This is a genomic window from Chlamydiota bacterium (genome assembly GCA_016178055.1).
Classification (GTDB): Bacteria; Auribacterota; JACPWU01; order JACPWU01; family JACPWU01; genus JACOUC01.
In genome coordinates this window covers 33,641-60,597 of the sequence record JACOUC010000071.1, presented here as the reverse complement: position 1 = coordinate 60,597, position 26,957 = coordinate 33,641, and the positions used below count along the sequence as shown (strand labels likewise).

Genomic DNA, 26,957 nt, shown 5'->3' with positions numbered 1-26,957 from the left:
TGGCACTCGTGAGTGTGGTTTTCCCATGGTCTACGTGCCCGATGGTTCCTATGTTGACGTGCGGTTTTTTTCTGTCAAATTTCTCTTTTGCCATTTTTAAGCCCTCCCTTTAAAGACAAGTTAAAAGTTTAAAGTTTAAAGAAAAAACAAAAAATCAAAACAAATACAGTTCACGTAAATACGGTTCAAAATCCAAAAGTCTTTATCGTTTTTCCCTTTAAACTTTAAACTGCCTTTATGTCCCGAGCCGAGAACGGGAATCGAACCCGTGACCTCGTCCTTACCAAGGACGTGCTCTGCCAGCTGAGCTATCTCGGCAGATAAAAACAGTAAGTAGTAAACAGTACGTAGTATGTAGAGAATCCAATACGTACCAAACCCACTTTATTTTTTACTACTTACTTCTTACTGCCTACTCCTTACTGCTTTTCAAGCGGGAGACGGGAATCGAACCCGCGTATCCAGCTTGGAAGGCTGGAACTCTACCATTGAGCTACTCCCGCAGTAATACAGTTCAAAGTTTAAAGTTCAAGGTTCAAAGAAAAAAATTGAAGCTAATACAAAGCTAATACTTTAAATATAGCTCAACACCCATCAAATGCTTTTCTCGTTTTTCGCTTTTCTCTTTAAACCTTAAACTTTGAACTTTAAACCGTCTTCCTGGGCAGGGAAGGGTTCGAACCTTCGAAGGCATAGCCACCAGATTTACAGTCTGGCCCAGTTGGCCACTTTGGTACCTGCCCTAAAATTCTCATCTATTCTATCCATCGGGATGAAAATTAGCTCGAAATTTAGAATTTAAAAACTTAACCCACTATTTTACAAGCAGTTATAAAAAAGAAAACAAATAAAAAAATACCCCACTAGGTACAAAAAGACCTTTTTCTCTTTTTGAACCTAAGAGAGTTATCTGAAAAAAGGAATTTCTAAAATAGATACTGTAACTGAATCTTTTACCAAACCTAGACAAAGGTTGCAAGAGAATTTTAAATTGTTTTTTCTTTTGTTTTTTTCTTTGAACTCTTGCCCCGTTGAATAACGGGGTTAAACTTTGAACCTTGAACTGTTTTTAAGCTGGCGATGGGATTTGAACCCGCAACCGCCTGATTACAAATCAGGTGCTCTACCGTTGAGCTACGCCAGCAACTATGAAAATCCAAAAATCAAACATCAAAAATCAAAATTAAGGTAGAAATCGATTCATAAAAACAAATTTCACATTTTATTATTAGGGCTAGAAGCTATCAAAAACCTATCGGGAGGATCAAGCTAAAACGTCCTTTTACCATTCTTCATCAATGACCGAGCCGCTTTCTTCACAATCTTTTTTTCACTAGAATAACTCATACAGGACAAAGCCTCGTCAACCGAGAACCATTTCACCTCATCCACTTCACGATCTTGAGGATTCCTGACTTTTTTACAGAAAACAAAAAGAAAAAAATGGACCGTTTTAAAAATTCTTTTCTTCTCCCACCGATCATAATATTCATAAGCAACATCACCCAGACTGTTAAAAGGATGGGCCTCTAAACCTGTCTCCTCTAAAATCTCCCTTTGAGCGGCCTCAAAAAAACTCTCTCCTTTTTCAACATGACCTTTTGGAAGACACCAAACCTTTCTTCCTAATTTTGAAATCAGCGCAATTTGAAGAATTTCTTCACTCAAACGATAAACCACCCCTCCAGCTGAAACATGCTTTTCTACCTCAAGCTGTTTTTTTAATTTCATCATAAGAGACATTCTACCGAATTTTTACGTAACACAGGAGGGATTAATTTAAACGGATCGTAGGCTATTAACCTATCCTCGTAGTTAATTTAAAATTCAAAAATCAAAATGCAAAATGACATACCAAAATTCAAAATTTCTAATGTTATTGCAAGGGAGATATTTAAATTTTACATTGTCATTTTGATCTTTGATGTTTGATTTTTGGATTTTTATGATTGCGATTTTCTTTTCTCAACAGCCTTTTTTACAACACTTCGAACGATTTCTACACTGTAAGGTTTGTAGAGAAAATCTGAGATGGGATGAGGTGTTTCTAAACTGATACTTTGTAAATTCCCAAAACCGGTTAAGAGGATGAATTCAATTCTGGGATCCAATTCTTTTGCTCGATTCAAAACATCGACCCCAGAAAGTTCGGGCATTTTAAGGTCTGATACAATGACATCCACCGGATGGTTTTTTAAAAATTCAATGGCCTCAAAACCATTGCTGGCAATGAGAAGTTGATAATCATTTTTTAGAATCATTCGGAGGGATTCCCGGGGACCTCTCTCGTCGTCAACAATTAACACGGTCGCCTGTTTCATAGAGAAAGTTTCACTCAAAAACTAAAAGGACATTTTTACATCAATAACAAAGGCATGAACAAAAGTTTCATAATGCCCATCCACGGTCGAACCGACACTGGCCCCAACATCATTATCGATATTCCGATCATCAAAAAAAATGGCTTGATAAGCCGCATCGACCGTAAACATTTTCCATTCATATCCTAGACCCACAGTAACAAAATTTCGGTCCGCATCTGGAACAATGGGATCAAAGGTGGAGTCCGGAACAGAGGCAAGAATATGTCCGTAACCCGCCCGAAGGGCCCAGGACTCATTCAAGAGATACTGCGTTCCAATCGCAAAAACATATCCATCGTCATAATCTTTAGGAACAATGGTCGATGGGAAAAGGGGATTGGTGCTCCTTAAATCCAACTCATTATAGGAACTAAAATTAGACCAATCTAAATCAAACTCTATCTTCCACTGTGAAGTGGGAGTGTAGGCATACCCAAATCTAATAATAGCCGGCAAATCAATTTCTGTTGAAAGATCTCCCGTCACCGTAGAACCCACTCCTACAAAATTGGGGATACTCGAAAGAACCACGCTCCCGTCAAGATCAAGATCAACTGGGCTATGAAATAAAATTCCAAAGCGATGCTGTACATGGGGTTGATAAAGAAGGCTTACATTAAAGCCCAGCCCTTCCCCATCTCCAGCCAATCGAGAATTGCCATCCGCCATTCCCGAAATTCCAGCCAAGGCTCCAAAATCAACCTTGCTACGCAGATCAGCACTTCCAATCACTACGTCCAAACCAGCCGCGGCAGAAAGCTCAGGGGTTAATTGATAAGCGATCACCGGACTCACGTCCATCGTTCTTAATTCAGAACTCGTGGTCACATAACGGAAAGCCCCTCGATCATTGTATTCTGTTGCAAGCCCAAAAAGAGAATAAACTCCCAAACCAATCGCCCATTTTTTATTGAGTTGTTTCACAGCATAAAAATGGGGAACCATCCCCATATCATTTTCCGAAGATTCTTCGACCCCAGATGTACTTGTATAATCGGTATCGAGAAATATAAACTCTGCTCCCGTCAAAGCTTGATCGCCTTTAAGACTGGGCATCGCCGCTGGATTATAATAAAGACTCGAGGCATCATCCGCTTGAGCCGTATAAGCGCCAGCCTGTCCTTGAGCCTTTGCCCCTTCATCGTATAACCTAAAACCAATCGCATAGGCTGATGAAGCTGAAAAAATAAAAACCATCCAAATTCCTAATCCATAAGCAACAAATTCTGCTGTTTTATTTTTTTTCATAAAGAGCTTACCTCCCTTTGAAGGACTGGAATTGGAGAATCCCCTTTTGTTTCCATCATTCGAATAAAAGATTCTACAAGATCAGGATCAAACTGACTTTTCCCTTGCTCGCGTAATTCTTTAAAACTGAGCTCACTCGATTGTTTTTCCTGATAAACTCGCTGGGAGGTCATCGCATCGTAGGCATCAACAATGGCTAACATTCTTGCGCCCAAAGGAATTTCACGCCCCCGAAGTCCTGCAGGATAACCTTGCCCATCAAAGCGCTCTTGGTGATAGAGCAAAATGTCCAGGACATCTTTTAACAAATCTACCGATTGGAGAATTTTATATCCAATAAAGGGATAAAGCTTGATTTCTTCGTATTCTTCTGACGTCAGACCCGACTTTTTATTCAAGATTTCTTGGGCAATTCCGATTTTACCAATGTCATGTAAATAGCCAATAATCTCTAATTTCTCAGCAATCTCAGAATCTATTTTAAGAAATTTGGCAAAGCGTGCCATGAGTTTTGAAACCCGATAGGAATGTCCAGCGGTATATTGATCTCTGATATTAATCGCAGAAATTAAAGCACGAATGGTCCCATCATAATTTCTCTGAATCGCCTCCGAGAGCTCTTGAATTTTCTCCTGATTTTTCTGATAGGTTCTTTTACGTTCCAAAGCCCGTCTTGTGGCCTTTAGAATTTCATCCACTGTAAAAGGTTTGAGAATATAATCCGAAGCTCCTAAACGAAGAGCAGCAACAGTGGTATCGATCGTAGGATAGCCCGTTATTAAAATAACTTGTGCCGTTGGACAGAATTTTTTGACATTCTCTAAAAACTGGATCCCGGTCATCTGGCACATAAGAATATCGGAGAAAATGACATCCACATTTTTAAGATTTGTTTGAAGAAGTTGGAGGGCTTGTTCAGCACTAGGGGTTGTGAAGACTCGATAATGCTCTTTTAAAATCATGTCGAGGGACTTACGAATCCCCTCTTCATCGTCTACCACAAGAATTGTCTTTCGTAGACTCTCCATGACGATTCTCCAAAAAAAAATTTCCCACAGGAAGTATCCATTTTTTCTGGCATCCCGCCTGTGGGTGGGAACGAGGAAGCACTCGGGTCCTTATATATCAAGTCCCATGCCAAGTATAAATTTAAATAAAATTAATATGTAAGTATCTATAAATAAATAAGTTATAAAAATTATTCTTTTTGATTTTAATTTTAAAACACTGAATAGCAATATACAAAAAAGGACGGAATAATTAGTTTGCCCAATTTTGTTAGTTATGATAAAAAAACGAGAGGATTCTATGAATTTTCAATGAGACCTGGAGAAGGCAGAATTTCATTGGGAGAGGGAAGAGAAGAATTTTCTTCTTGTTTGTTAGATTTACGAGAAGTTCGCACAGGCTGAATTTGGAGTTGGTCAATTTTATATTTTAAAATCCTTCTCGTGGTCCCTAAAAGTTTTGCCGCTCGAGTATAAATCCCGTTACATTTACGAAGCGCTTCTTCAATGATCTGCTTTTCAAAAGCGGCGACAATGGATTCCAGAGAAGCACCTTCTTTAGAGTTTTGACCAAAAAGATTTTTTTGAAACTGGTGCATCCGAATTTGTTGAGGAAGATCCTCCAAACGAATCATCGGATGATCTACCATGACCACCAAATTTTCTAGGGCATTTTGAAGCTCTCGAACATTTCCAGGCCAGTCATAATTTTGAAGCGCATCCATCGCTTCTTGAGCAAAACCTTCGACTTTAGAATGGGCTCCTGTTCGATGACGATCTAAGAAATGATAGACCAAAAGGGGAATATCTTCTCTTCTTTCTCTCAAAGGAGGAAGAACAATCGGAACTACACTGAGTCGATAATAGAGGTCTTCTCTAAAGCTACCCTCTTTTACCGCCTTTTCCAGATTTTTATTGGTGGCAGCGACAAATCGAACATCGACCCGAATAGACTCTGTTCCTCCGACTCTTCGAAATTCCTTTTCTTGAATGGCCCTCAAAAGCTTGGCCTGAAGCTCAAAGGGCATATCGCCAATTTCATCAAGGAAAACGGTTCCTCCATCGGCAAGCTCTAATGTTCCATCTTTTCTTTGAATGGCTCCGGTAAAAGCACCTTTTTCATGCCCAAAAAGTTCACTCTCCAAAAGTTTATCAGGAACAGCAGAGGTATGAACCACTACAAAGGGCTGTTCTTTTCTATTTCCATTATAGTGAATGGCCCGGGCAACCAGTTCTTTTCCAGTACCACTTTCTCCCGTGACCAAAACATTGGCATTAGAATTCATCACACGCGTAATGCTTTCAAAAAGATTTTTCATTTTTTCACTGGTTCCCACAATATTGTCAAATTGATAGGCCTTCTTTAATTCAACCCTCAATTGATCAATTTCATGGCGAAGATTACGCTGTTCCAAGGCACGCTTAACAAGAATTTGAAGTTCATCAACATTAAAAGGTTTATGAATGTAGTCGAAGGCTCCCAATTTCATGGCCTCAACCGCCGTTTTCACTTTACCCTCTCCCGTGACCATAATGACTTGCGTGTCCGGTTTTAAAGACCTGACTTTTCGTAACACCTCAATCCCCCCCATCCCCGGAAGAAGAACATCCAAAAGAACTAAATCAGGATTTTCATTGTCCAATACCTTAAAAGCCTCTTCGCCCGTGGGAGCCGTAATCACCTGATAAGAATCTTTGAGAATCATTTTTAAAGATTCTTGAGAACCTAATTCATCATCAACAACCAAAACTTTTGGAGATTTAGCTGATTTCATCTCGCACCTCATTGGATGACATTTCAAAAGCCATGGGTTTTTTTTGATCTTTTAGTTCGTCTCCCTCTACAGGCATTTCACTGGGTAATCGAATCGGAATCACTACCTGAACACAGGTTCCTTTTCCTTTTCGACTGGTAAAACTGATTTGACCTCCATGATCTTCAATAATTCTCTTTGCCATAGGAAGACCCAGCCCCATCCCTAAAGTTTTGGTCGAAAAGAACGGCTCGAAAATTTCTTGAGAATGTTCTTCAGAAATTCCATCGCCGGTATCTTCAATTTGAATGAGCAAAGCCTCTTCTTTAAAAAGATTATCAAACCCTTCACCCAGAGGAGGGATCTTCGTTTTGAGAGTCAATATGCCTCCCTTCCACATCGCTTGAGCTGAATTTCGAAGGATGTTTCCCAAGGCCCTGATCATCAGGGTACGATCCATCAGAAGAGATCCTATGGAGTGCTGATAGACCCTCTCAATTTGAATATTACTGAGGTTAACATCCTTCAAATCTCCTAAACTGGACTCAAGAACTTCACGAATATCTTCAGATTTCATTTTTAATTCAATGGGCTGAGAGAAGAATACAAAATTATCGACTAAATTCTCGAGACGATCAACCTCGCCAGAAACGATGGTATAAAAATCCTTGCGAAAACTTTCTTCCATATATTTTTCTGGTAAGAGTTGAGAAAAAGTCTTAATTGAAACCAAACAATTTTTGAGTTCATGGGAACAAGATTGTGCAATTTTAGATATAAAACTAAATTTCTCCTGGGTTCTCGATTGCCTCTGGAAATTTTTAATCTGGGATAAATCTGTGAAAATGACAACAACCCCTACAAACTCATCTGAACGAGAACGAATCTTAGCTGAATTCACCCCAATATGCTTTCCGTCTCTTAATTTAACTTCATGACGGTGATATCCCCGCCCCGTTTGTAAAGTCTCTTCTATTAAGTGAACCAAGGTTTCGGGTAAAAAAGAAAGATCTTTGCCAACCCATCCATAAGAACTATTCCCTAGAATATGCTGAGCTTCTCGATTCAAATGGGTGATTTTTCGTGTACAATCGACGGTAATAACCCCCGTAGAGGCATGTTCAATCACGCTCTCGGCATAATCCATCTTCAAAAGAACGTCATCCGTCATGGTTGCATCCTTTGAGATGAAGATTGTTTGGGCAGGAATAAAGTAGAGCGAAATCCTTCTTCAGGATTTCGTAAAAAATATTACTGGTTCTACAATTAGATAAAAAAAGCACTCGGTTCACAAAAATTCTCCGAAGTGCATCCTCGTTTAGCAAAAATAGTATCAGCTTTCCTTTAGATAAACCAAGAAAATTCTTTTGTACACCTTATTTTTTATTTTAAACTCGTATTTTTACAAAAAAAAAGCCCCGGGATTGACCCCGGGGCTTTTTTAAATCAAACCTACTAGAATCTCCAAACAACACCACCACCGACGAGGAAAGAATTTAAATCAACATCTGATTCTCCAAGAACGCTGGTAGAAAGATCTGGATCAGAAAAATAAAAACGCATATCCAAATACCCAGACACATTTTCATTGAAATGATACTCGACACCGCCTCCAATTTGACCTGCAAAGCTATTATCGATGTCCACATCATCGCCGACCACTTCAATGTCGTTAAAACTAACACCGATACCGCCGAAAAGATATGGATCGACCATGTAAACACCGGGCCAAAGATTGACACGAGCATTGAAAAGAAGCGGAACTACAGTGACATCACCCGCATCTTGATCAAGATCCGGATTGGTCCATCCTGCATCTACTTCAACGGCAACATACTGATTCCACTGATAACCGACTTTACCCCCGACGAAAGGAGCAACGTCCAAATTATCGTTGAAGGGAACAAAGGCCTGGAAGTTCGGCTCAACATATAAGCCATGAAGCGTCCAAGCCATCTCCTCACCATCAGCCTGAGCAAACCGTGTAGTGACAAGGCCTGTAACCAAAACAAGCAATGCCAAAAATATCCTTTTCATTTTGTAAATCTCCTTTCTTAATGTAATGATTCTTAAAATAACACCACGCACTTGTGATGTTTTCATTTAATGCTCGTTTCTAAATTCTCACCCCCCCTTCTGTGAGATTGGGAGACACTCTATCAAATTTGACTCCCTTAAGGGAAGGGAAATTTTTTCCTCTTCCTCATCTTTGCTACAAAAAAACCTTCCATTTGGTTATTGGGAAGGATTCGTTGAGAGCGTGTCACTGATGGGTGGAATGTTTTTTCTTCCCAGGTTTTTAAACCATTCATTACATTGGGAATATTCAATGAGAGGGGCTCGATTTCGATTTTGTCTTTAAATGCTTCAAGTGCCTCGTTCAAAACCCCTTCATTTTCCTCGGGAGCAAAGGTGCAAGTAGAATAAACTAAAACGCCGCCGGGTTTTAGAGCTAAAATTCCTGAGAAAAGGAGTTTCTTTTGCTTACGGGCCATTTCATGGACTTTGGAGGGTTTCCAGTATCCGAAGCTTGCCGAATCATGAACGTCAAAACGCCCCTCGGCACTGCAAGGAGCGTCGACCAGCACACGATCAAAATAATTTGGATATTCTCGTCCAAAGGCTTCTCCATACCTCAAAGAAAGTTCTACGTTTTTTACCCCTTGCATTTCAACATTGGCTTTAAGCCGGTAAAATCGGATTTTGTTGTTGTCATTGGCAACAATCTTTCCTTCGTTCTTCATCAAGGACGCCATTTGGGTCGTCTTACTGCCAGGAGCTGCTGTTAAATCCAGAATCATTTCACCGGGTTGCGGGTCTAAAACCAAAGGGGGAATCATACTCGTAAGGCTTTGAACATAAATTTCTCCCTTTTCATACATTTCCGTTTTCTGAAGCTCGCGTAAAGAATCTCCCTGAAGAATCAGTGCATCCGGATACCATGAAACTTTCTGGACCCGAAACCCTTGAGCCAATAATTTTTCTAGAACAATGGAAGCGGATGATTTTAGCGGGTTGACACGAAAGGTTGTGGGACGTTTTTCAGCAAAGGTGTTGGCCAGGGTATCCCATTTAGAAGGCGGGAAAATACGCTGTAATCTTTCTAGGAAACCCTTTGGAAGAGATCGAATTTCGCTACGCATGTTATTTAAATGGTAAGAGCTTGAAAAGAACGAATTCCCAAAAGAATTTCCTTAAGCGGCGGAGTTTTAAACCAAATTCTTTGCGTGATCTCATTTGAACAGGCTTGATAAAGAAGCGAAATCAATTTCAAGAATTCTTCTGGAAGAGGTTCCGGTCTATTTTTTACTTTTTCCTTCCAGCGAATTCGATCCTTTTTCTTTGCTTCCTCAACTTCCGTAAACCAGGGGGTTTTGCGATAATAAACGCGTGCAATCTCTTTACTGACAGGCATTCCTTCAAATGTAAACCGGCATTCATCTGGGGTTCCCAAAACATCGACCAGCATCAAATTTCGATGTTCATCAAAGGCAAATTCAACCTTCCCATCCTCATGAACTAAACCGACCCGTTCAACCTCTTGGGTAATGAGTTGGTTAATCGCAAGGGTTGCTTCTTTTAAGGCAACAAATTCTCCCGTTTTTAAATTGGCTAAGGTACGAGCCTCATTCCAAGAAAGATAACGGTCAATGGTTTCTAATTTCGTCGAAACATCCAGCATGGGTTTTTGAAGCCTCTCGCCTGGAATGGGCATTTTATCTAATCCCATTTCGTGAAGCGTGAGGCTTCCTTCTTTTAATCGCTTAAAAACACTAGCTCCCTCAGGAAGAGCATTGCGATAAATAACCTCCAAAGGAATAAGAAAATTCCCCTTCTCTTTCTGATAGAGAGAATAATTAAAAACGCCATTTTCTAGTGAGGGGCGTAGAATACGAACCAAACGAACTTGAAGAGTATCGATAGATTCTTTCAATTCTGATAACCGTGTCACCTGACCATTTGCGATAAGCCCAAGGTAATGGGTTTTAAGCCCCATTTTTTCCAGCTTCTCAAAAAAATAAGCGCTTAAAATGCACAGGGCCTTCCCTTTTCCTTCAATGTGATCCGGCATTTCTCCCCAATCAAAAACAGAATATCGATCTGAAAAACGAAAGGAACCTACGCCCAAGGCATGTTCTTCGGGCTGACTCAAAATATTTAAATCTTTAACGCTTCCCACGTCGAACCTCCTCATCGTCTTTCTCTAAAGTTTTTTTCTTCTCTTCTTGATATTTTTGAAGCTTCGTTTTTAATGAGGGATTTCCCATGGCCAAAATTTTCACAGCTGCCAAAGCAGCTTCTTCAGGCTCTAGAACAAACATCGGACAAACGCCTGAAGGCATTCGAAGGCTCGAAAAAATGTCTCCCCCTGAAAATTTTTCACTGTAGGGAGGGCAGGCAAGAACAGGAAGACTCGTATGGGCATCGACAAATCCGCTTAAGGCGTTGCTGCGTCCTGCAACCGTAATAAAAACCGCTTCTTCTTTTTCGTGAGTTTTAATAATTTCTAAGACCTTTAATGGAACTTTATGGGCAGAAGCAATTCTTAAGACGTGAGGAACATTTAACTTTTTTAAAAATTTTGCCATTTTCTCGCAATGCTCAAGATCTCCCTTGGAAGCCATGAGAATAACAACTTGACCCATAAAAACCTCCTTTAAGATGGTCGCCGGTGATCCTTAAAACAGTGTTTCATTCTAAACTTGTTAATTTCCCTTTGCAATCCTTCTTCTAGCCAGGATTTCTCATCAGATTTCGTAGCGAGACCGTCAAGTCCGCTTTGGATGCTAGGAAGACGACCGAGACCCTGTGAGGCGTACTTTACAGTACGTTGAGCAGGGTCGACCGAGTTTGACGACGCAGACGAGGCGGAATTGGCGCTCTGAGTAGAAATGTGATGAGAAATTCGGGCTATCCCACCGCTTTTATTTCCAGAATTCGGTCGACACGAAAGGTTCTTTCCTCCTGCCTTTGGGAATCATAGGCCTGAACTCCAAGGAAAGATTTGCCTTGATAGTTCAGTTCTCCTGCAAAAAAGGGCTGAATGAGTCTCTTCGATTTTTCATCATTGGTCTTAAGATAAATCACCTCCAAGCTCTTTTTTGTTTGAATGGCTTCACGAATAAATTTCATTTTCTGATCCATAGGAATGTTTTTTTCAGAGAGTTGATATTGATATCGGGTGACAAAAGAAACAACCCGCCAATCGACAAAAATATGTCTTTTTTGAACAGGCTTCTTAAGAAATATTCCCTCTAGAGAGGTGGACCGGCTTAAAGCCACATACATTTGACCATGGGCAAAGGTCCCCTTGCCAATGTCGATCACCAGACGTTCAAATGTTCTTCCCTGACTTTTGTGAATGGTCACTGCCCAGGCGAGCATCATCGGATATTGGGTAAAGGAGCCCACCATCTGTGAAGTCAGTTTTTGGGATTTTTCATCAAATGAAAATTGATAAAGCTCCCAGGTGAAGGGGGTGACCTCGACCCGATTTCCATTCGTGAGCTTGACCCAGACGACATCCTCTCCTTCACTGGAATCAATCTCCTGAATCTGACCGACACTCCCATTGACCCATCGACCCGATGAATCGTTATTGAGCATCATCACCTGAGCTCCAACTTTAAGGCCCAGTTCCATCTTTGTCGGTAAATACGAATCTTTAAAATCGCCTTCCTTGAGCCCGGAATAGGTATACAGTTTCCCAGGAAGTTTCATCAGTTGGGACACATTGATTTCTTCAGCCAATGCGTTGGTCGTCGTAAGTTGAATGAAAAAATCCTTCCCGTCAGGTTCAAAATCCGGTTTACATCGTTGATTGATGACTCGAAGATGTTCTTCGGTGGGGGTATTATTACGAATGGCATTCAGTATTTCGATAAAACGGGAATCGCTTTGCCGATAAATTTTTTCGAGTTCGATCCAGTTCATCTGAAAATTTTTAAAAACATGTGAATCAAAAAAGTACGGGCTTACGTAATGCCGTTCGAAAATCTCCCGCTCCTTTGAGGGGACCACCGGAGGGAGTTGATACAAATCTCCGAAAAAAATCATCTGAACCCCGCCAAAAGGCCTCGAAGAGTTTTGACCATTGAGCCTCATAAACCGATCAACGCAATCTAAAATATCCGCTCGAACCATGGAAATTTCATCGATAATAATCGATTCGATTTTTTTATAAATGTTCTTGCCTCGGGAAGAAATTTTTTTGATTTTATCTAAAGTGATGTCTGGTTTAAAACGGAAGAAGGAATGAATGGTTTGTCCCTGTACATTAAGGGCTGCAACTCCTGTGGGGGCGAGAACCACCGCTTTCTTTTGGGTATGATGACGAAAATAATTGAGAAGGGTTGATTTCCCCGTTCCGGCCTTCCCTGTGATGAAAATATTTTGAGAAGTATTTTCCATTCCATCTAAGGCCTTCTTAAATTCGGAATTGAGGTCAAGTTTTTCCTTCAGATGTGATTTTGTGCTGTCCATACGCAATACCTTTTCAAGCATTCTATCGTTTTATGTATCCAGCGCAATGGGAAATTATCTCTCATGAATCTAAAATAAATATTTTTCTTGAATTAAAGCATCTGTACGAATACCTTTACTTCTATGGAACAGGAATGGCCAAAAGCACTAGCGATGATTATATGTGATGAAATCATCGAAGACAAAAGAACGAATAAAAAGAGTTTGATAGGAATTTTTAATTCTATAGCGGCGTATAATTTACCCATCCGTCATAAAAAAATGCTTGTATTTATATCTGTAACTAACTGCAGGGGAAGCTATAAGACAATTCTTCAATACTCCAGTCTTAAAGATCTAAAACCTATAGCACAAATTCATGGTACAATCACGTCCACGGATCCCAATGCAGTTATCGAGTGCGCTTTCGAACTCTTTGACGTTGCTTTCCCTTATGAAGGAAAGTATAACTTTCAACTTCTTATTGATGATAGGCCAGTTACAGAGAGAGTGTTTAATCTCGTTAAAGGTACGGTGTTATGAGAAGGAATCCTATAGAAAATCCTCTGCAGATATTAGGAAGCAACGCATCCATTAAATTACAAAATAGAGAGATTGGGTCCATTCCAAATGTAACTTTTTTCTATTTCACAAATCAGACCTTTGAAACTCTCGATGAAGAAATTCTAGAATGGATATCAAGAAACAATCCTTCACACAGTTTCTTGTACGATGAAGATGAGGATGTTTATTCATTGGACGATGGCTTTCCCGTATGAGTTTATCGCGAGGGGATGTTGTACTTTTAAGTTTTCCTTTTACGGATCTTTCATCTCAAAAGGTCCGTCCTGCTGTAGTTTTATCACGAGAGTCTTATAATAATAAAGGAGAAGATATCATTGTCTGTTCTGTTACCTCAAACATAAATAGACAGGGACTCTTTAACATAAAAATTGATGATTCTCATCCTGAATTTTCAATCTCTGGATTTAAATTGCCATCGGCCATTATAGTGGACAAGATTCACTCGCTTCACAATTCTCTCGTAAAAAGGAAATTAGGATCATTAGGACAAAAAACTCTTAGCAAAATTGAAAAGATATTGAAAGAGATTTTGTTTAGCTAAGAAACTGATCTTGTTTCGACTTAGCTATTTTGAGACGGCTGAAAATTGGAAAGCGACTTATGTTGCTTTTACACCACTTGGGTTGATCGTAAGTTTGGGCTTAGATCATGCATCAGAAAAAATTTCAAAAAATATTGGTGGCCAACCGAGGTGAGATCGCGATTCGTGTTTTTCGGGCGGCGACAGAACTTGGGGCAAGGACCGTTGCGATTTTTTCCGAGGAAGATCGCCTCTCGCTTCATCGCTATAAGGCGGACGAGGCCTACCCCATTGGGTGGGGATTAGGCCCTCTCAAAGCCTATCTTGCCATTGATGAGATTATCGAACTTGCAAAACAAAAGAAAATCGACGCCATTCATCCAGGCTATGGATTTCTTTCTGAAAATGCCGAATTTGCCCTTGCTTGTGAACGCTCTGGGATTACGTTTATTGGTCCTTCCTCAGAACATATTGCCATGATGGGTAATAAAGTTGCCGCTCGAAATGCTGCTCAAAAGATAGGCCTGCCTGTCATTCCGGGTACTCCAGATCCAGTTACCCTTGATGAAGCGATTGCGTTTACGCATGAGATCGATTTTCCTGTTATGTTGAAATCTGTCTTTGGGGGGGGAGGGCGAGGCATGAGAATTGCTCGCGATAGAGAGGAGCTTAAATCATTCTATATAGAAGCTCAAAGAGAAGCCAAAAGCGCCTTTGGCCGGCCAGAGATTTTTATTGAAAAATTGGTGGAAAATCCCAAGCACATTGAAGTCCAAATTTTGGCAGATGCCTATCAAAATGTCGTGCATTGTTTTGAGCGTGATTGTTCAATTCAAAGAAGACATCAGAAGGTGATTGAAATAGCTCCAGCAGGGTCCCTCTTAAATGGATTAAAAAATGGGGAAGAGCTTCGTCAGAAAATCCTAAAGGCAGCTGTGGATCTGGCCAAATCTACGGGCTATCAAAATGCGGGAACAGTCGAATTTTTGGTTCAGCCCGAGCTTGGAAAATTCTATTTCATGGAAATGAACACCCGCATCCAGGTGGAACACACCGTGACCGAGATGATCACGGGAATGGATCTGGTCAAGGCACAAATTCGAATTGCAGAAGGTTATCAACTTTCAGATCCAGAGATTGGTATTTTAAATCAATCGGATATTCAATATCGCGGAGCGGCGATTCAATGCCGAATCACAACGGAAGATCCAGCTGCCAATTTTGTTCCTGATTATGGACGCCTAACGACTTATCGGTCTCCGGCAGGGCATGGGGTTCGTTTAGATGCTGGAAGTGCTCATACAGGAGCCATTATTACTCCTTTTTATGATTCTCTTCTTGTTAAAGTCACAACTTATGGCCGTCATTTAAAAGAGGCGGCTGAACGCATGGACCGGACTTTGGCCGAATTCAGAATTCGAGGGGTCAAAACCAATATTAATTTTCTTCGCGCCGTGATGAAGGAAAAGGAATTTTTAGAAGGTCATTTCAAAACGGATTATTTAGAGCGACATCCGGAGCTTAAAGTTCCTTCCGAAACTCAAGATCGGGCTTCGAAGTTGCTCCAATATATTGGAAATATCATTGTTTGCGGGGCTCCTCATACCAAAATCATTCAAAGGCCCAAGCAAATGCCGACACCTCGCATTCCGAAATATGATGGGACGTCCCCTGTGCCTTCCGGAACAAAACAGATTTTAGATGAGAAGGGACCTGAGGGACTGATTGAATGGATCGGGAAGCAAAAGCATCTTTTGATCACCGATACCACTTTTCGAGATGCTCATCAGTCACTTCTGGCCACCCGTGTTCGAACCTTCGACATGCTGGGCGTAGCTCAAGGGATGTGTCGGCGAGAACCCCATTTGTTTTCCTACGAAATGTGGGGAGGGGCCACATTTGATACCTCTCTTAGATTTCTCAAGGAAGATCCATGGGCAAGGCTAGCTGCGATTCGTCAAGCGATGCCCAATGCCCTTTTGCAAATGCTCTTGCGAGGTTCTAATGCGGTGGGCTATACAAGTTATCCATCGGCCATTATCAAAAAATTTGTTCAACTTGCAGCGGATACGGGGATTGATATTTTTAGAATATTCGATGCCTTTAATCAATTAAAGGGCATTCAAGTTGCAATCGAGGCGGTTCGAAATGTAGGCCGCATTGCAGAACCGGCCATTTGTTACACAGGAAATATCGAAGATCCAACGCGGACAAAATATTCGCTGCAATATTATGTCAAACTTGCAAAGGAATTTGAAAAAGCAGGAGCTCATATTCTGGGGATTAAGGATATGGCGGGTCTTCTACGCCCGTATTCAGCGAGAGTTCTGGTAAAGGTATTGAAAGAAGAAGTGGGGATTCCTATTCATTTACATACCCACGATACGACGGGAGTGCAGGCGGCGACTATCCTAATGGCTGCAGAAGAGGGCGTTAACATTGCGGATGCGGCTCTTGCTTCCATGAGTGGAATTATGTCCCAGGTTAATCTAAATAGTCTTGTGGCAGCTCTGGAGCATCATAAGCGATCGACCGGGCTTCATCTTTCGACTTTGAATGAATATTCGGCCTATTGGGAAGAGGTAAGAAAAAATTATATTCCCTTCGAGTCTCATTTGCGCTCAAGCTCGGCCGAAGTCTATTTTCACGAGATGCCAGGGGGTCAATACACCAATCTCTATGAACAGGCCGAGGCCATGGGCCTTTCCCCTCGATGGAATGAGGTGATTAATGCCTATGCCCTGGCGAACAAACTTTTTGGTGACATGATCAAAGTGACCCCTTCTTCTAAAGTGGTGGGGGACATGGCTCTTTTTATGGTTGCAAATAATTTAGATGGAAATAGCTTTTTTGAAAAAGCGGAGCATTTATCTTTTCCAGCCAGTGTTATCAATATGTTGAAAGGGGATTTAGGCTTTCCTCCCGGAGGATTTCCGAAACGTCTTCAAAAGGTAGTTCTTAAGGATCAAGTGAAAGAGAAATCGAAACCATTGATCAGTTTGGCTGAAAGTCGGGTAGAACTTGAGAAAAAACTGGCAGCCTCCTCTAAAAAAACCTCTTTTAAAGTAAGTGAACAGGATGTGATTTCTTATGTGATGTATCCTCAAGGCACCGTTGATTATCTTATTCATAAAAAAATGTACGGCGACACATCGATTCTTCCGACCTCTACCTTCTTTTTTGGGATGCAGCCGGGGGAAGAAATTGCGGTTGACCTTGAAGAGGGGAAAACCCTTTATATCAAACTGATTGCAATTTCTGACACGGATGTCGAAGGAATGAAAACGATATTTTTTGAATTAAATGGCGATCCCCGCGACGTCAAAGTGAGAGATCCCGGTCGCGAAGTCACTGTTCCAAAACGCCCAAAAGCAGACCCTGAAAATTTGCATCATGTAGGCTCTCCCATTCCCGGAAGAGTGACCGATGTCTTTGTAAAAACAGGGGACGCCATCCAAAAAGGCGATAAGTTATTTATGCTTGAAGCCATGAAAATGGAAACCTCCATTTCTGCCTCACGGTCAGGAACCCTATCCACGATTTATGTCAAATCTGGCGATGTTGTTGACGCTGGCGATTTGGTCATGGCTTATCAATAATCACTCATTGATTCATCTTTTCAAAACTGATATCGTCATTTTAAGTATGAGAACGGCATTTCTTTTAACCATTTCTAATATTTTCATGACCTTTGCTTGGTACGGGCATCTTAAATTTAAACAGTCCGCTTTGTGGAAGGTTATTATCATCAGTTGGCTCATCGCTTTTGTAGAATACTGTTTTCAAGTTCCAGCCAATCGCTTCGGACATGGATCCTATAGCGCAGCTCAATTAAAGACCATGCAAGAAGTCATTACTTTGGTCGTTTTTTCCATTTTTTCTCTTTTCTATCTCAAAGAGCCCCTAAAATGGAATTATTTGGTTGGTTTTGGCATGATCGTTGCTGCTGTTTTCTTTATTTTTCACGAATGGTAATTTCTCTATCCTCGCATCTCTTATCTAACTCCAGATTTAGATTAAATTTTTTCTAAAAAATAATTAAATGTTACTCATTCTTTTCCAATAAGTTAAGGAATTTTTGGAGACTATTTATCAGTGATTCTAAGATCTATCTATTGACATCAGCTGTAATGGTTTTATAATTAAGAGTGATATAACAATCGAATAAGTTTCTCTGAAAAGGGCAAACTATCCGTAAGGGTAGGACGCAAAGCTATGGGTCCTAAAAAGGCCGCTTTTCGTGAAGCGTGGCTCGCATTTGGCTATAAGGGATTTTAATCCTTTTTTTGGCGATATACGAGATACGAACGACGATCAGTGGTTCTTAAGGGGCTGCCAGGCTACCAGAGGTTGAAGGTCATAAAGCGTCTATTCTTTTACGGAGAAGTGTCTGTGAAAGAATGGGCGCTTTTTTTTTCACGTTTCTAGGTGCCAGATGAGAATGATTCTTTTAATTCTAATGGAGATGAACATTATGGCCAGTTTTCTTAATGCTGAGTCTGAAAAAGACAAGTTAGAGGAGAGGGGAACTCAAGGAGAAATTCTCGTCCGGTTTAAGGTTGGAGTTTCGGAAGAAAAAATCCAATCCGTGTTCGACCAATACAAGCTAACGGTCATCGAAAAGTACTCCTTGGTAGAAAATCTTTTTCTTTGTCACACGCGAGAAGGTCAGGATGTTCATCAGTTGATTGATGTCCTGAATCAGAATTCTGAGATCGAATATGCCGAGTCGAATCAGAAGGTGGAAGCGCTAGACGTAGAATCATAAACGCACTCAAGCACTACGCGAAGAAGGGCCGGGATTCTATGAAGAAGTCCACCTGGAGCCAGAGGTGTGGAGTTGTGTTGTTGGGGTTAGGGCTATGGGGTTATGGGGGTTTATACATTTTTTCAGATGAAGAAAAGAAATATGTTCCGGACGAAATTCTCGTTCGGTATAATTCGGGTGTTTCGAGCGCTGAGATCCGTCAGCTGAGACGATTGATCAACGCGGAACGTCTTGAAAAATTTTCCATCAATAATGTTCATCATTATAAACTAGATTCAAACACCTCGGTTGAAGAAGCCATTGCCGAGCTCGAAAAATCTTCGAAAATCCGCTATGCAGAACCCAATTATCTTTTGAGCATTGATACGACCCCCAATGATCCGGATTATTCCAAACTCTATGGGATGAATAACACCGGACAAACCGGAGGAAAGGTCGACGCGGATATTGATGCCCCAGAGGCTTGGAGTACTCAAACCGGAAATCCCAATTTGGTCATTGCTGTCATTGATACAGGAATCGACTATAACCATCCCGATCTTGCAGCCAATATTTGGACAAACCCGAGCGAAACGCCGGGAAATGGAAAGGACGACGATGGAAACGGATATGTGGACGATATTCATGGCTATGATTTCTATAATAAGGATGGAGATCCCATGGATGATCATTATCATGGGACTCATGTGGCTGGAACCATTGCAGGAGTGGGGAATAACAGCACAGGAGTTGTTGGAGTGGTCTGGAAGGCCAAGTTAATGGCTCTTAAATTTTTAAGCTCGAGTGGTTCCGGCTCAACATCCAATGCGGTTTTGGCCATTCAGTATGCAACCAAGATGGGGGCAAAAATTTCGAATAACAGTTGGGGAGGTGGCGGGTTTTCTCAATCCCTTAAAGACGCTATTACAGCCAATGGAAATGCCGGAGCCCTTTTCATTGCTGCTGCGGGAAACAGTGGGGCCAATGCAGACTCGTCTCCCATGTATCCTGCGGCCTATGACAATCCAAGCATTGTTTCTGTTGCAGCAACGAATTATAACGATGCCCTTGCGTCTTTTTCAAATTATGGTCTCACAACCGTTGACTTAGCCGCACCAGGCGTTAATATTTACAGCACGGCCCCCAACAATCAGTATAAAACGCTGAGTGGAACCTCGATGGCAACCCCCCATGTGGCAGGAGGAGTTGCATTGATATGGTCCCAACTCCCAAATTTAACAAACTCGCAAATTAAAGATAAGCTACTCCTTTCTGTAGATCCGATTGCTTCTCTTTCCGGGAAAACAGTCACGGGAGGCCGACTCAATGTTTATAATTTTATGGATAATGACACGACTCCTCCAAGTCCTGTCACGAATCTTGCGGTTCAGACCCAATCCTATTTTACAGAAACACTTACATGGATAGCGACGGGGGATGATGGATCAACAGGGAAAGCGAGTTCTTACGATTTGAGATATTCAACCAGTACCATCAATGACTCGAATTGGTCCTCTCTAACCAAGGTGACGGGTCTTCCCACTCCCAAAGATTCAGGGCAAACTGAAGTTTATAAAGTCGATGGGCTTTCAGCCAACACAAAATATTACTTTGCCTTAAAAGTGATCGACAACATGGGAAATACCTCCACTCTTTCTAATGTGGCTTCAGGAACCACAACCAATGGAACGGTTTTTTACAAAGAAAATTTTGAGAATGGTCAGAATAATTGGGTGACGAGTGGCACCGATGGAAATGGAGGTGGAACATTGTGGCATCTTTCAAATCGAAAATCGATGAGCCCGACCACTGCTTTTTATTACGGGATTGAGTCTTCCGGTACTTACAATACGGGTCAGTCAAATTATGGATCCTCGACCTCTCCCAAAATTTATTTAACCTCGGCCACCTCTTCGATGTTGATTTTTAGCCAGTATCTAACCACTGAAAATCTCCCTCCTTATGATGAGGCTTCTGTTCGAGTTTCAAAGGATGGAGGAGTGACGTGGAAAACCCATGCAAAATATTATTCAACGGGAGGAAAATGGTCTCAGGTTGCACTTGATTTATCGCAGTACGATGGCAAAGCCATTCAAGTCCAGTTTTATTTTAACACACTCGATGCCCTTTATAATGGCTACGAGGGTTGGTATGTCGATGATGTTCAAATCATGGCAGAAGGCTCAGCCGATACCACTCCACCTGCGGCGGTGACGAATTTAGCCGTAGGTGAACTCGAACAGTATGCGGTAACGTTAGGATGGACGGCCACAGGAGATGATGGGAATACGGGGACAGCCGCCCTCTATGATATTCGATATTCGACAAGTTCCATCAACGATTCTAATTTTTCTTCCGCTTCTCAGGTGTCTGGAGAGCCCGTTCCAAAACCTGTAGGCTCTTCAGAATCTTTCGAAGTGGCGGGTCTTTCAGCGGGCACAACTTATTATTTTGCAATGAAGGTGATCGATGATTTGGGCAATACATCAAGCCTTTCAAACGTTGTGAGCGGGAAAACAAAAACAGGTCCCAAAATGAATGTTACTCCTTCCAGCATTCCAAAAATGTCTTTGAATACGGGTCAGACAGGATCTCAAACATTAACGATTCAAAATACGGGTGATGAAAATTTGACCTATGATATTTCTGAAGTTCCTAGCGCCAGTGCCATCGGAACAGAATCCATCGAACCTGATGCCCTGACGAATTCATCAGAAAAAGCGGCGTATGCCCCCTCACAAATTTTGGTGAAATTTAAAGAGGGAGTGTCCGAAATATCCATCCGAGATCTGGCTGAGCAAATGGATGCTCATACCATAAGAGTCTATCCTGAAATTGGTGCTCGATTAATTGAAACAGTTGCCCAAATTGATCCGATGGAATTGGCACGCATGTATTTGGCAAGCGGGTTGGTGGACTACGCTGAGCCTGATTATATTGTCCAAACCATGGCCATTCCCAATGACCCATCCTTCTCCAGCCTTTATGGCCTCAATAACACAGGTCAAACGGGAGGAACAGTGGATGCCGATATTGACGCCCCCGAAGCTTGGGACATCACCAAAGGGAGTACCAGTGTGGTGGTTGCGGTCATCGACACAGGCGTTGATTACAGCCATCAGGATCTTTCCACCAATATCTGGACGAATCCGGGAGAAATTGCAAATAATGGTAAAGATGATGATGGGAATGGTTATGTCGATGATATTCGAGGATGGGACTTTGTCAACAAAGACAATGACCCCATGGACGACAACAAGCACGGGACTCATGTGTCTGGAACCATTGGCGGCGTTGGCAATAATGGGGTAGGTGTGGCTGGTGTTTCATGGACTGTAAAAATTATGCCTCTTAAATTCTTGAGTGGGAGTGGCTCTGGTTATACCTCTGATGCAGTATCGGCGGTGATTTATGCTGCTAAGAATGGGGCCAAAATCATGAGCAACAGCTGGGGTGGCGGTGGATATTCTCAAGCTTTATACGATGCCATCAAACTTGCAGATTCTAAAGGGTGTCTCTTTGTGGCAGCCGCTGGAAATAGCTCAAGCAATAATGACCAAGTTCCCAATTATCCTTCCAACTATAATGTGCAAAATGTGATTGCTGTTGCTGCAACGGATCATAATGATAACCTCGCTTCTTTTTCAAGTTACGGTGTAAAAACCGTTCATTTGGGAGCTCCTGGCGTGAGTATCTACAGTACACTGCCCAATAATTCTTATGGCTCACTGAGTGGAACGTCCATGGCAACCCCTCATGTGGCTGGAGCCTGTGCTCTCGTTTGGGGAGGAAATCAGTCGTGGAATTATCTGAAAGTCAAAAATCAAATCCTTGCCAATGTCGATAAAATTTCTAGCCTTTCAGATAAGGTGATATCGGGAGGAAGACTCAATGTTTATAAAGCCTTTCAAGGACTGGAAACCATCCCTCCTGCCGACGTGACCAATCTTTCTAGCGAAATGGTTTCTTACTCTACGATCAAGCTGAAATGGACGGCGACGGGAGATGATGGAGGGAGTGGAACAGCGACCTCCTATGAGATTCGCTACTCGACCAGTGTTATTAACAGTTCTAATTTTAGTTCTGCTACGCTTGTGAAAGGAGTTCCCGCTCCCAAACCTTCGGGAAGTCTAGAGGAACTCAACATCACGAGTCTCACTCAAAAAACAAAATACTATTTTGCACTCAAGGCCATTGATGATGTCGGAAATATCTCCGGGTTATCAAATGTTCCATCGGCTACGACTGATGAAGCCTCAGTGGTTTATAAAGATGATATGGAAAGCGCTGCTGGATGGACGGCAACAGGACTTTGGCATCAATCCACAAGAAAAAACAGCAGCCCAACCCATTCTTTCTACTATGGGAGTGAAACCAAAGGAAATTATGACACCGGGGCGAAGAACAGTGGAACGCTTACCTCTTCACCCATTGATTTAACCTCAGGAGTGAGTCCTGGACTCTCCTTCCAATTTTGGCGAAGTGTCGAGAATTATGCCTACGGGTCTTACGACAAAACCTATTTAGAAATTTCCAAAGATAGTGGAAAGACATGGAACCTCCTTTGGTATAAAGATTCTAAAAATGCCTCTGAACAAGCCTGGACTTCTTCAGGACAGCTCGACTTAACTTCTTACAAGGGATATAAGGTGTTGTTACGATTCACCTTTAACACCGTCGATGCCTATCTCAACTTTTACGAAGGACTGTATGTCGATGATCTTCAGATTTTAGATGCTAAAACCAATTATGCCTGGCTCGCAGCTCAACCGACTTCTGGAACTGTCGCTCCCAATCAATCAAGCACCGTTACCCTTCAATACGATGCAACAAATCTTTCGGGAGGAACTTATAAGGGTGCGATTAATATCAAAAGCAATGATCCCCAAAAAAGTTCTGTCACCTTAAATGCTGAATTAGAAGTTTCACAAGATACCTCAGCTCCGAGTGCGATCAGTGATTTAAGAGTGACTTCTTTACCGAATGCCACTTCGATGAATCTTTCGTGGACAGCGCCTGGAGATGATGGGATGACCGGCAAAGCCACATCCTATGAAATTCGCTATTCAACTTCAATGATCACAGAATCTAATTTCTCGCAAGGCACACTCGTTTCAAGTCCACCCACACCTCAAACGGCTGGAAGCACAGAAACATTCACTCTATCGGGAATCAATCTTCTCCAAAGCACTTATTACGTCGCAATCAAAACGAAGGATGATGTCGGAAACGTGGCTCTTATTTCTAATGTAATTTTGAGCTCCAGCCTTGATTCAGATGCTGATGGTTTGTCCGACCAAGACGAATTGGCCTTGGGGACCAATCCCTTTAATCCTGATTCGGATTCAGATGGTTATACAGATGGGCAGGAGAAATCCATTGGGACAGACCCATTAAGTGGTACAGACTATCCTGCAAAAATATTGATATCGGGAGATGATGCGTATCAACTTTATGCTAATGGGACACTCATTGGAACGGGCTCAAAATGGTATATTCCAGGTACCCATTTATGCAAGCTTGGAGATTCGATCGCCATCAAAGTGAATAATTATGGTTGGATTGGGGGCTTGATTTTTCAAGTTCAACATGGAAGCAAGATCAAACCTTCCAATTTTCTTGTGAAGGTTTCAAAGACGGCAGCCTCAGATTGGAAAGAAATTAATTTTGACGATACCTCCTGGCAATCGGCTAGCGAACATTATCCTTACGGAAAGGGCCCTTGGGGAAGCGTTGTAAATGGATTTGATTCCTCAGCCTATTGGATAGGGCTCGAAAATCCTTTTGAATCCACTTTTTATGTGAGATTTAAAGTTGATTTCACACTGAATGCAAAAATTAACATTACAGCCGACAATGTTTTTGAAGCCTGGATGGATGGTCAATCTTTAGGTTCAGGGGACTCTTGGTGGCTTCCTAAAACGTATATTGCTACGGTCAAAACGGGAACTTTGTTTGCCATTCATGGAATCAATCAAGGAGGACCCGGAGGACTGAGTGCATTAATCACCTATATTGATGACAATGGTAAAAGAAGATCGATCGGAACGGATTCCTCATGGAAGGGATCTCTTTTCCAAGAAACAAACTGGGAGAAAAAGAGTTTTGATGATGGTCACTGGGCCCCATCGCTTGAACTCTACGGCTTGGGCTCAGGTCCATGGGGATACTCTGGAATGTTGAACCAAATGTCGTCAACGGATGCCGCTCATTCTTGGATCTGGGGAAGCCTCGATACAGAAAAAAACATTCATTTCTATACACGTAAAACCATTCCTGAACTCCCGAATGCAACGATCTATGTCACTGCGGACAATCAATTCTCCCTTTATCAAAATGGGAAACTCATCGGAGGTAGCAGCGAATGGTGGAAAACAAAATCGTTTGGTCTTAATGTCAACAAAGGAGATGTCATCGCCTTTAAGGTCGATAATTTTGGCGGACCGGGTGGACTCATTGCATCGATGGACTACAATGGGAAAACCATCGTCTCAAATACCACATGGGTTGTTACCACAGAATCCATGAGTGGAAATAATAATTCTTGGACCTCTCAGAATTATGATACCTCCAGTTGGCTGAACGCCTCGTCCCTTGGGGAAAATGGATCTTCCCCTTGGGGAATACGCCCTGGAATTGATGCTTCAGCCGAATGGGTTGGTCCCTCCGATTTTGAAAGTAATCCTGTCGCCTACTTTCGCTTCAAGGTGGGAGATGCGAATGCCCCTGTCGGACAATGCAAAATCCAATCGGCATGCGATGATGAATGTAAAATGTATCTTAATGGAAAGCTCATTGCGAGTGGGAATAAATGGTATCAGCCTCAGAATACAAGTATTTCTGCTTCTTCAGGAGATATTCTCGCTGTGGAAGCGAAAGACCATGGCTATAAAGCAGGAATGCTTTTCAAAATGACGGGGACTTATTCACTCAATTCTGACACCACCTGGAAATGTTCAACGAACGCCCCTTCAGATTGGAAAGAGAAAGACTTTAATGATACCTCATGGGAGAATGCAACTTCTTGGGGAGTCTATGGAGCAGCTCCCTGGGGACAGAATGTGTCTGGTTTTTCAGGCGGTAGCTCTTATTGGATTTGGAGCAAGAATAATCAAACGGCTTCTTTCAATATTGATGCTACTGTTTATTTTAGGAAGAAAATTGAATAAATGGACTGTGAAAATCCAAAAATCAAACATCAAAAATCTTGTCGGACAATGTAAAACTTAAAATGTTTCCCTTGAGATAGCATAGGAAATTTTGGATTTTAGGTTGTCATTTTGCATTTTGACTTTTAAATTTTGAATTAAAAAGGAGAGTTGGAGGACTTATTTTCACGCAGTGTATGTTGATAAACTTCTCTCTTTGAACTCCCTCGTCGATGGGCCACCCACTGAATCGCCTCCTTCTTAGAAAGATGTAATTTTTGAATTGCCTCTTCAATTTCCTCTTCAATGGAAGAATCCTGAGCTCGTGAAGAGACTTCTTTTTTCCCTTCAAGGACGAGAACATATTCTCCTTTAGGAGAGCTGTTCGTACCGCCATCAACAAGTTCACGAAGAGATCCCCTTTCAACCGATTCAAATTTTTTGGTCAGCTCGCGGGCAAGTGTGGCTCTTCGGTCCCCAAGAATTTCAAGGGCATCTTCTAGACTTTCGTGTATACGTTTAGGAGATTCATAAAAAACGATCGTTCTTTCTTCCTCTTTTAAAAGCATCAGATGTTTACGTCTTGCCATTTTCTTTTCTGGAAGGAATCCCTCAAATATAAAACGATCCGTCGGGAGTCCTGAAATCACTAAAGCGCTCAAAAAAGCAGAGGCCCCAGGAATGGGGATAATGGAAAACTTTAATTCTGCAGCCAGAGAAATAATTCGATACCCTGGATCTGAAATTCCGGGAGTTCCTGCATCGCTGACCAAAGCAATATCATTTCCTTTCCTCAACTTCTCAACCAGCTCATGGGCCCTTTTCTCCTCATTAAAATCATGATAGCTGACCAAAGGTGTTTTAATTTGATAAAATTCAAGAAGTTTAAGCGTCTGTCTTGTATCTTCACAAGCGATGAGATGCACTTCTTTTAAAGTCCTAAGTGCTCTCAAAGAAATGTCTTCAAGATTTCCAATCGGAGTCGCTACGATATAGAGTTGACCGGTCATAAAATTTTTTCGTTCATAATCAAGTCTTTGCGAAACTTATGAATCTTTCTGGTGTTCAATTTTGAAAATCCAAAAATCAAACATCAAAAATCTTGTCGGACAATGTAAAACTT

The 26,957-nt window shown here is 41.7% G+C and carries 19 protein-coding genes, 4 tRNA genes, 1 pseudogene and 1 riboswitch; of the genes and pseudogenes, 7 read left to right on the top strand and 17 right to left on the bottom strand.

Going from position 1 to position 26,957, the window contains the following annotated elements; translation table 11 throughout:
* The 16 genes from HYS07_10615 to HYS07_10540 form a co-directional block, all read right to left on the bottom strand.
* Nucleotides 1-94: hypothetical protein (locus tag HYS07_10615; GenBank protein ID MBI1871625.1), on the bottom strand; the 94-nt coding region annotated here is incomplete at its 3' end.
* 151 nt (nt 95-245) lie between these two features.
* Nucleotides 246-318: transfer RNA gene (locus tag HYS07_10610), tRNA-Thr, on the bottom strand.
* Nucleotides 319-432: 114 nt separating this feature from the next.
* Nucleotides 433-503: transfer RNA gene (locus HYS07_10605), tRNA-Gly, on the bottom strand.
* A 158-nt stretch (nt 504-661) separates the two neighbouring features.
* A tRNA-Tyr gene (locus tag HYS07_10600) sits at nt 662-743 on the bottom strand.
* Nucleotides 744-1,072: 329 nt separating this feature from the next.
* Nucleotides 1,073-1,144: transfer RNA gene (locus HYS07_10595), tRNA-Thr, on the bottom strand.
* Nucleotides 1,145-1,269: 125 nt separating this feature from the next.
* Nucleotides 1,270-1,734, bottom strand: a complete 465-nt coding sequence (locus tag HYS07_10590; GenBank protein MBI1871624.1) for an NUDIX hydrolase — start codon at nt 1,732-1,734, stop codon at nt 1,270-1,272.
* 209 nt (nt 1,735-1,943) lie between these two features.
* Nucleotides 1,944-2,321 (bottom strand): response regulator, encoded by a 378-nt coding sequence (locus HYS07_10585; protein MBI1871623.1) that lies wholly within the window; start codon nt 2,319-2,321, stop codon nt 1,944-1,946.
* Nucleotides 2,322-2,342: 21 nt separating this feature from the next.
* Nucleotides 2,343-3,611 (bottom strand): outer membrane protein transport protein, encoded by a 1,269-nt coding sequence (locus HYS07_10580; GenBank protein ID MBI1871622.1) that lies wholly within the window; start codon nt 3,609-3,611, stop codon nt 2,343-2,345.
* The gene (locus HYS07_10575; protein ID MBI1871621.1) at nt 3,608-4,639 is read right to left on the bottom strand and encodes a response regulator; all 1,032 of its coding nucleotides are present in this window, start codon (nt 4,637-4,639) and stop codon (nt 3,608-3,610) included. Before HYS07_10575 ends, HYS07_10580 begins: the two co-directional genes overlap by 4 nt.
* A gap of 278 nt (nt 4,640-4,917) precedes the next feature.
* A complete protein-coding gene (locus HYS07_10570; GenBank protein MBI1871620.1) occupies nt 4,918-6,393 on the bottom strand; it encodes a sigma-54-dependent Fis family transcriptional regulator in 1,476 nt (491 codons plus the stop codon).
* Nucleotides 6,380-7,543 (bottom strand): PAS domain-containing protein, encoded by a 1,164-nt coding sequence (locus tag HYS07_10565; protein MBI1871619.1) that lies wholly within the window; start codon nt 7,541-7,543, stop codon nt 6,380-6,382. Before HYS07_10565 ends, HYS07_10570 begins: the two co-directional genes overlap by 14 nt.
* Before the next feature lie 284 nt (nt 7,544-7,827).
* The gene (locus HYS07_10560; GenBank protein MBI1871618.1) at nt 7,828-8,475 is read right to left on the bottom strand and encodes a porin family protein; all 648 of its coding nucleotides are present in this window, start codon (nt 8,473-8,475) and stop codon (nt 7,828-7,830) included.
* A 71-nt stretch (nt 8,476-8,546) separates the two neighbouring features.
* On the bottom strand, nt 8,547-9,515 hold the full coding sequence (locus HYS07_10555) for an RsmB/NOP family class I SAM-dependent RNA methyltransferase (protein MBI1871617.1): 969 nt from the start codon (nt 9,513-9,515) through the stop codon (nt 8,547-8,549).
* Nucleotides 9,516-9,520: 5 nt separating this feature from the next.
* Nucleotides 9,521-10,552: a phosphoribosylaminoimidazolesuccinocarboxamide synthase gene (gene purC / locus HYS07_10550; protein ID MBI1871616.1), complete on the bottom strand. Its 1,032-nt coding sequence runs from the start codon at nt 10,550-10,552 to the stop codon at nt 9,521-9,523.
* Nucleotides 10,539-11,018: an AIR carboxylase family protein gene (locus HYS07_10545; GenBank protein ID MBI1871615.1), complete on the bottom strand. Its 480-nt coding sequence runs from the start codon at nt 11,016-11,018 to the stop codon at nt 10,539-10,541. The genes purC and HYS07_10545 overlap by 14 nt, the downstream gene beginning before the upstream one ends.
* A gap of 265 nt (nt 11,019-11,283) precedes the next feature.
* A complete protein-coding gene (locus HYS07_10540; protein MBI1871614.1) occupies nt 11,284-12,855 on the bottom strand; it encodes an AAA family ATPase in 1,572 nt (523 codons plus the stop codon).
* Between the two features lie 123 nt (nt 12,856-12,978).
* On the opposite strand from HYS07_10540, the gene HYS07_10535 reads away from it, so the two are divergent.
* From HYS07_10535 to HYS07_10505, 7 genes and pseudogenes are all read left to right on the top strand, one after another.
* Complete coding sequence (locus tag HYS07_10535; protein MBI1871613.1) at nt 12,979-13,377, top strand: hypothetical protein; 399 nt, start codon at nt 12,979-12,981, stop codon at nt 13,375-13,377.
* A gap of 232 nt (nt 13,378-13,609) precedes the next feature.
* Nucleotides 13,610-13,960 carry a type II toxin-antitoxin system PemK/MazF family toxin gene (locus HYS07_10530; GenBank protein ID MBI1871612.1) on the top strand — a complete coding sequence of 117 codons (351 nt, stop codon included), beginning with the start codon at nt 13,610-13,612 and terminating at the stop codon, nt 13,958-13,960.
* Between the two features lie 107 nt (nt 13,961-14,067).
* Nucleotides 14,068-17,538 (top strand): pyruvate carboxylase, encoded by a 3,471-nt coding sequence (locus HYS07_10525; protein ID MBI1871611.1) that lies wholly within the window; start codon nt 14,068-14,070, stop codon nt 17,536-17,538.
* Between the two features lie 46 nt (nt 17,539-17,584).
* Complete coding sequence (locus tag HYS07_10520) at nt 17,585-17,914, top strand: DMT family protein (protein ID MBI1871610.1); 330 nt, start codon at nt 17,585-17,587, stop codon at nt 17,912-17,914.
* 197 nt (nt 17,915-18,111) lie between these two features.
* Nucleotides 18,112-18,287, top strand: a riboswitch (cyclic di-GMP riboswitch).
* A 126-nt stretch (nt 18,288-18,413) separates the two neighbouring features.
* Nucleotides 18,414-18,707, top strand: coding sequence for a hypothetical protein (locus HYS07_10515; GenBank protein MBI1871609.1), 294 nt, complete (start codon nt 18,414-18,416; stop codon nt 18,705-18,707).
* A 38-nt stretch (nt 18,708-18,745) separates the two neighbouring features.
* Nucleotides 18,746-20,014, top strand: a pseudogene (locus HYS07_10510) (S8 family serine peptidase).
* A 1,128-nt stretch (nt 20,015-21,142) separates the two neighbouring features.
* Nucleotides 21,143-25,855, top strand: coding sequence for a S8 family serine peptidase (locus tag HYS07_10505; protein MBI1871608.1), 4,713 nt, complete (start codon nt 21,143-21,145; stop codon nt 25,853-25,855).
* Between the two features lie 137 nt (nt 25,856-25,992).
* On the opposite strand, the gene rsmI is transcribed toward HYS07_10505, so the two are convergent.
* Entirely contained in the window at nt 25,993-26,844 is an 852-nt protein-coding gene (rsmI, locus tag HYS07_10500) for a 16S rRNA (cytidine(1402)-2'-O)-methyltransferase (protein MBI1871607.1), read from the bottom strand.
* Nucleotides 26,845-26,957: the final 113 nt, after the last annotated feature.